Source organism: Streptomyces hirsutus, from assembly GCF_001418415.1.
Taxonomy (GTDB): Bacteria; Actinomycetota; Actinomycetes; order Streptomycetales; family Streptomycetaceae; genus Streptomyces; species Streptomyces hirsutus.
The window spans coordinates 1-5486 of sequence record NZ_LIQT01000645.1 but is presented as its reverse complement, the minus strand read 5'-3'; the positions used below and the strand labels follow the sequence as shown (position 1 = coordinate 5486).

Annotated in this window: 7 protein-coding genes and 1 pseudogene; 3 read left to right on the top strand and 5 right to left on the bottom strand. The window is 73.7% G+C overall.

The genetic code is table 11. From position 1 onward, the window contains the following. The 5 genes from AOK11_RS36560 to AOK11_RS36545 all read right to left on the bottom strand — a co-directional run. Window positions 1-268, bottom strand: a 268-nt coding sequence (locus tag AOK11_RS36560; protein ID WP_206189000.1) for an adenosylcobinamide amidohydrolase, incomplete at its 3' end; no start/stop codon positions are given. A gap of 73 nt (window positions 269-341) precedes the next feature. Then, complete coding sequence (locus tag AOK11_RS36555; RefSeq protein WP_055597932.1) at window positions 342-779, bottom strand: ATP-binding protein; 438 nt, start codon at window positions 777-779, stop codon at window positions 342-344. An 86-nt stretch (window positions 780-865) separates the two neighbouring features. Continuing rightward, window positions 866-1015: a hypothetical protein gene (locus AOK11_RS42500; protein ID WP_107098775.1), complete on the bottom strand. Its 150-nt coding sequence runs from the start codon at window positions 1013-1015 to the stop codon at window positions 866-868. 146 nt (window positions 1016-1161) lie between these two features. Then, on the bottom strand, window positions 1162-2244 hold the full coding sequence (locus AOK11_RS36550) for a DUF6745 domain-containing protein (RefSeq protein WP_055597931.1): 1083 nt from the start codon (window positions 2242-2244) through the stop codon (window positions 1162-1164). A gap of 121 nt (window positions 2245-2365) precedes the next feature. Beyond that, window positions 2366-2692: a hypothetical protein gene (locus AOK11_RS36545; protein ID WP_055597930.1), complete on the bottom strand. Its 327-nt coding sequence runs from the start codon at window positions 2690-2692 to the stop codon at window positions 2366-2368. 222 nt (window positions 2693-2914) lie between these two features. Between AOK11_RS36545 and AOK11_RS36540 the strand changes: the two genes are divergently transcribed. The 3 genes and pseudogenes from AOK11_RS36540 to AOK11_RS45865 form a co-directional block, all read left to right on the top strand. Then, a complete protein-coding gene (locus tag AOK11_RS36540; RefSeq protein ID WP_055597929.1) occupies window positions 2915-3871 on the top strand; it encodes an STM4015 family protein in 957 nt (318 codons plus the stop codon). Between the two features lie 79 nt (window positions 3872-3950). Further along, entirely contained in the window at window positions 3951-5129 is a 1179-nt protein-coding gene (locus tag AOK11_RS36535; protein ID WP_055597933.1) for an STM4014 family protein, read from the top strand. Further along, window positions 5116-5486, top strand: a pseudogene (locus AOK11_RS45865) (hypothetical protein); the annotation flags it as partial. The gene AOK11_RS36535 and the pseudogene AOK11_RS45865, both read left to right, overlap by 14 nt.

The following is a 5486-nucleotide window of genomic DNA, read 5'->3' as shown; positions in this document are numbered from 1 at the left end:
CCCCCGGACCGCGCGCGCCCGCTCCGGCGGCGAGTTCGGCGAGGTGCCGGTCCGGGTCGGTGCGCCGGTAGCCGTGGGAGACCTGGGCGTTGAGGACCCAGCACCGTTCGCCGATGCCGCCGCCCAGCACCGCGCTGCTGATCATCCGCATGCCCGGTCCGGGGGTCCACAGCAGGGCGTGCAGGTCCCCACCGTCCTCGATACGGGTCAGGCGGCGCGGGCGCAGCAGCCCGCCGGAGACGCGGGGCGGGGGGAGGACGGCGGTCACCGGACGGAACTCCTCGGGGGTCGGGGTGGACCGATCGTATTCCGGTGTGGCCGTCCTGCGGGCAGCGGCCCGATCAGTGCTCCGCTTCCGCCCCCGGCGCCTTTTCCCTCCGCGGCCCGCGGAAGCAGGCGGTGACCGACTTGCCGTGGGGACAGGGGCGGCTCTCCCACTCGTCGGCCAGTGCGTCCACGAGGAGCATGCCGCGCCCCCCGGTGCCCTCGAGCCCCGGGCTGCGGCGGGCCGGCAGCTCGGCGGACGTGTCGTGGACGGAGATGTGCAGACAGTTGTCGTCGCGGGACAGGGTCAACTGGGCGTTGCTGTGGGCGTGCTTGTGGGCGTTGGTGACCAGCTCCGACACGGTCAGCAGCACGGCGTCCGCCGTCTCGGGCGCCGTGCGGGTCCATCCCAGGGCGTTGAGGTGCTCCCGCGCCCAGTCCCGGGCAGCCTTCACCTCCCCGCCCATCGGCAGGGAACGCGCCCAGCCCACAGCGCGGACCGACGGCTCATCCATGAGGCTCCTTCCTGGTCTTCCTGGCCACAGCCACGCGGCCCGGGACTTCACGGACCCCGGACCGCTTCGACGAGCGGTACGAACGGTCAGCGGCGGCCGCCGCGGAGCCTGCCCAGCATCCGCTGGGCCTGCGCCCGGCGCCGGGGGTCGGCCGCGGCACGCCGCACCTGTTCCGTCGCGCGCCGTCCCTGAGGGCTGCCGGCGAACCGCTTGATGCGCTCCACGATTCCGGCCATGAGGGGCTCCTTTCCACGGGACCGCGTTCCCGGTGGCCCGGTCGGCCGGTGGTCACTCGTCGGTCACCGAATGTCGTCCTTGCCGGTACGTCATCCGCTTACCCCCTCCAGGCCGACTCAGCCCTGCGGCCGGCGGGACGGCCGCCTCACGTCTGCCGCAACGGCTCGTAGACCCCGGCCTCGAGCCCGAACGTCCAGGCCACTCCCTCCCGGGCGGTCCGCGTCGTCGGCGGCACCCGCAGCCAGTACGTGCGGTGGGTACCGTCGGGCTCCGGCGTGGAGTTGACGACCTCCACCATCACGACCGGCTCGTCGTCGTCGAGTTCGATCCGCCAGAGGACGCCCGTCTCGTCCCGGTGCACGGGCTGGGCCCCGGAATCGGCCAGGTAGCGGTCGTAGCCGTAGTACTCCAGCATCACCCGGCGCAGCTCGGCGTTCTCCTCGGCGCGGATCCGCTCCGGCGTGAGGGTGCGCAGGTCCTCCAGGAAGGCGCGCTCCACCGGCATGCCGCGCCAGGCGCACAGGGCGAACCCGTCGGGGAACTCCAGTGCCGGGCCGTCCCCGTGATCCAGCCGGCCCACCTCGTCACGGTGCAGGGCGACCGGGCGCTCGCACACCACCGCCACCTTCTCGAAGGGCCACCACCAGCCGGCGCTGCGGCACACCCGCGCCAATCCGTCGAGTGGGGAGGCCCCGTCGGCCTCCAGCGCGGCCAGCCACGGCGCGTCGTGCTGTCCGAGCAGCGCGTCCAGGAGGACCAGCCGTATCCCGGTACGGGCGTCCGTGTCGTCGGCGGCGAGTTCGTCGAGCACCCCGGTGCCGATCCGGTCCGTCAGCGCCTGCGTGGAATCCCAGAGCGCACCGCCGGTCGCCGACCAGTGCCGCGCCCAGCCCGCCGCGCCCAACCGCTCGTGCAGACGCGCGCGTTCGGCCGCCCAGGGGGCCGTGCGTACCGCCTCGCGCACACTCGCCCCGAAGCCGGTTCCCTGCCGCACCAAGGTCACGCCCTCGCGCGGTGAGCGGGCCCACACCACTCGCTCCGGCTCCGGCAGCCCGGCACGCCGGTACGCCAGCCGGACGCCCTCCTCGGCCGCGTCCCGGTCGGCGGGCTCCGCGCTCGCGGCCCACGCACGCCAGCGCCCCGGGTCCTGTGCGCGGTCCTCGCCCGCCCTCGACGGGGAGGCACCGGTCCCGGCCGCCGTACCGTTCGCCTGCTCCGTCGTCGTCATCGTCAACGTCCCCTGCCCGCGCCGCTCGTTCGATCCGTGCTCTTGGTGCTGTTCGTGCTCTGCGTGCACTTCGCGTTCCTCACGCCCTGGTACCCGTCGTGGTGCTTCCCGGCCGTGCCGCTCAGTCGGCGACGATCCGTACGGAACCGGGGACGTACTCGCGCTGCCGGATCACGCGGTACCACCCCTTGGGCAGCGGGATCGTCGCGTGCTCCTCGTGCACCACCCGGCCGCCCTCGGGCAGATGCAGCAGCAGCGGACCGAAGGGGCCCGGCTCGCTCATCAGTTCGCCCTTTCCGACGACCGCGTGCGCATGCCCGGTGACCTCTCCCAGGGCCAGCACCAGCCGGCCCCGGGCGTCACGCGGCTCCTTGGGAGCATCCGGGACGTGCGCGGGCACCGCCTCCTCCGCGACGGGCACGATCAGCACGTCTCCCTGCCGGTACATGGAACTCCCCTCCACCCCGGCGCACGGTGCTCCGGGGTCAGTGGGAGGACCGTACGAGCCACCACTGACAACAGCCCCCGGCCGGACCCGCCGCGGGGTGTTGTCAGTCGCTGTTGGTAGAACTGCTGCACGCACCGTCGGACGGCTCGCATCCCGGGTTCCGTGGCGGCGTCGGACCTGGAATGCCATCCGTTCGTTCATCACATGTCAGGAGCAGTCCGCATGACCCGCGTCGCTCACCTCGAGGAGCTGTACGGCCTGCGCGTCTTCCACTCGCCCGGAGCCTCCGACACGGCGGCCGACCTGCCCCGGCCCGAGACCGTGGCCTGGCGGATCGCCACCGAGACGTACGACGCCGAGGAGACGTGGGAGGAGGCCTTCGCCCGGTTCTGTGCCATGGTCGACACGACGAAGGTGCGGGCCCTGGTCGTGGGCCCCTGGGAAGACGCGTACGACTCGGCCTCGTCCAAGGTCATGGAGGTGCTGCTGGGCGCGCGTGACCGCCTGCCCGCCCTGCGGGCGCTGTTCCTCGGGGACATGATCTACGAGGAGGCCGAGATCTCCTGGATCACCCATGCCGACGTCTCCCCCTTGCTGACCGGCTTCCCCGCCCTGGAGGAGTTCGGAGTGCGGGGCAGCCAGGGGTTGAGGTTTCCCGCGCTGCGTCATGACGCGCTGCGCTCGCTGACCATGCAGAGCGGTGGTCTCCCTGTGGAGGTCGTACGGGGCGTCGGGGCCAGCGAGCTGCCCGCGCTGGAGCATCTCGACCTGTGGCTCGGCACCTCGCAGTACGGCGCCGACAGCGAGGTCGCCGACCTGGAACCGATCCTGTCCGGTGACCGCTTCCCGCGTCTGCGTCACCTCGCCCTGCGCAACAGTGAGATCCAGGACGAGGTCGCCGCCGCCGTGGCGTCCGCCCCGGTGGTCGCCCGCCTCGACGTGCTCGACCTGTCCATGGGCATCCTCAGCGACGAGGGCGCCGTCGCTCTCCTCGGCGGTCAGCCGCTGACCCACCTGAAGAAGCTCGACCTGCACCACAACTACCTCAGTGACCCCGTCCGGCAGCGCCTGACCGAGACCCTCGTGGCCGCGGGCGTCGAGATCGATCTGGCCCCGGACGACGCCGAGGAGTACGAGGACGAGGGCATCGTCGAGCGTTACGTGTCCGTCGGGGAGTGACGACCGCGTGACGCAGCCTCAGCCGCCCCTCCCGGCGCCCGCCCGGACCGGGCCGGCCGCCCCGACGGCCGCCCCGCCCGTGCGCTTCGCCGTCGTGGGCAACCCGGAGAACCGCAGGGTCACCCTCTTCGCCGACGGCGTACGCGCGGCCGGGCTGCCCGCACCGCGCGTCGTGCCCTGGGCCGAGGTCCTGCGTGCGGGTGGAGCGGACTTCGCACCCGGAGAGATCGTCCGGCTCGATTCACCCGGCGAGAATCCGGAGGTCGACCGGCTGCTGCGGGACACCCCGGACCCCACGAGGGTCGAGGGTTCGGCACACTGGTACGCGCGGTTCACCCGGGCGGTCCGGGAACTGCGGGGCGGAGTCCGGCTCGACGACGCCGGCGACCTGGCCGTCCTGTTCGACAAGCGGCGCTGCCACGCGATCCTCGCCGCGGCGGACGTCCCCGTGCCCCGGTCGCCCACCTCCGGAGAGGACGCGGCACCGGTCCGGGGCTGGGACGACGTCCGTGCGGTCATGCGCGAGCACCGGATGCCGAGGCTCTTCGTCAAGCTCGCACACGGTTCCTCGGCCTCCGGTGTACTCGCCGTCGAGTCGTCGGCCGCCGGACGTGTCCGGGCCACCACCTCCGTCGAACTGGCTCCGGACGGAGCTCTGTTCAACTCCCTCAAGCTGCGCCGTTACGAACGCGAGCGGGACATCGCCGCGATCGTCGACACGCTGGCACCCGACGGCCTGCACCTCGAACGCTGGCTGCCCAAGGCCTCGCTGGGGGGCCGCGCCGCCGACCTGCGGATCGTGGTGGTGGACGGCCGCGCGACCCACGCCGTGGTGCGCACCAGCACCTCGCCGCTGACCAACCTCCACCTCGGCGGAAGGCGCGGCGACCTGGACGCGGTCCGGGACGCCGTACAGGCGGGGGGCGGGCGGTGGTCGGACGTCCTCGCCGTGTGCGAGCGGGCGGCGGCCTGCTTCCCCCGCACCCTGTGCGTGGGCGTCGACCTGCTCCCGGCCACAGGGTGGCGCCGGTTCGCGGTCGGCGAGGTCAACGCCTTCGGCGACCTGCTGCCCCGCCTCACGGGTCTGCCGGGCAGCGGAGCGGAGGGCCTCGACACCTACGCGGCCCAGATCACCGCCGTCCTGCGCCGCACCGGCGCCGAGGGCGACCCACGGCAACCGGGCCACCGGCACGCGCACCACCTCCAGCAGCACGCGCACGACCCGCACAGAACAGGAACCACCCATGCCAGCGCCTGACCCGACGCCCCACGCGTCCGCCCCGCGCGACCCGCAGGCCGCCGGCCCCGGCGTCCCCACCGCATCCCCGGCGCCCCGGCGCCCGGACCGGTACGGGCTCGGCACGAGCAGGCCCGACATGAACGAGATCGTCGGCAGCCACGACATCCTGCTCGTCACGCTCGACACCCTCCGCCACGACGTCGCCGCCGAACTCGCCGCCACCGGCCGCACCCCGAACCTCGCCCGCCTGCTGCCCGGCGGCCGCTGGGAGGAGCGGCACGCCCCGGGCAGCTTCACCTACGCCTCGCACCAGGCGATCTTCGCCGGTTTCCTGCCGACGCCCGCCACCCCCGGCCCGCACCCCCGCCTGTTCGC

Excerpts from the sequence above, each read along its gene's own strand:
- AOK11_RS36555 (WP_055597932.1), bottom strand. The coding sequence starts at position 779 with ATGGATGAGCCGTCGGTCCGCGCTGTGGGCTGGGCGCGTTCCCTGCCG.
- AOK11_RS42500 (WP_107098775.1), bottom strand. The coding sequence starts at position 1,015 with ATGGCCGGAATCGTGGAGCGCATCAAGCGGTTCGCCGGCAGCCCTCAG.
- AOK11_RS36550 (WP_055597931.1), bottom strand. The coding sequence starts at position 2,244 with ATGACGACGACGGAGCAGGCGAACGGTACGGCGGCCGGGACCGGTGCC.
- AOK11_RS36545 (WP_055597930.1), bottom strand. The coding sequence starts at position 2,692 with ATGTACCGGCAGGGAGACGTGCTGATCGTGCCCGTCGCGGAGGAGGCG.
- AOK11_RS36540 (WP_055597929.1), top strand. The coding sequence starts at position 2,915 with ATGACCCGCGTCGCTCACCTCGAGGAGCTGTACGGCCTGCGCGTCTTC.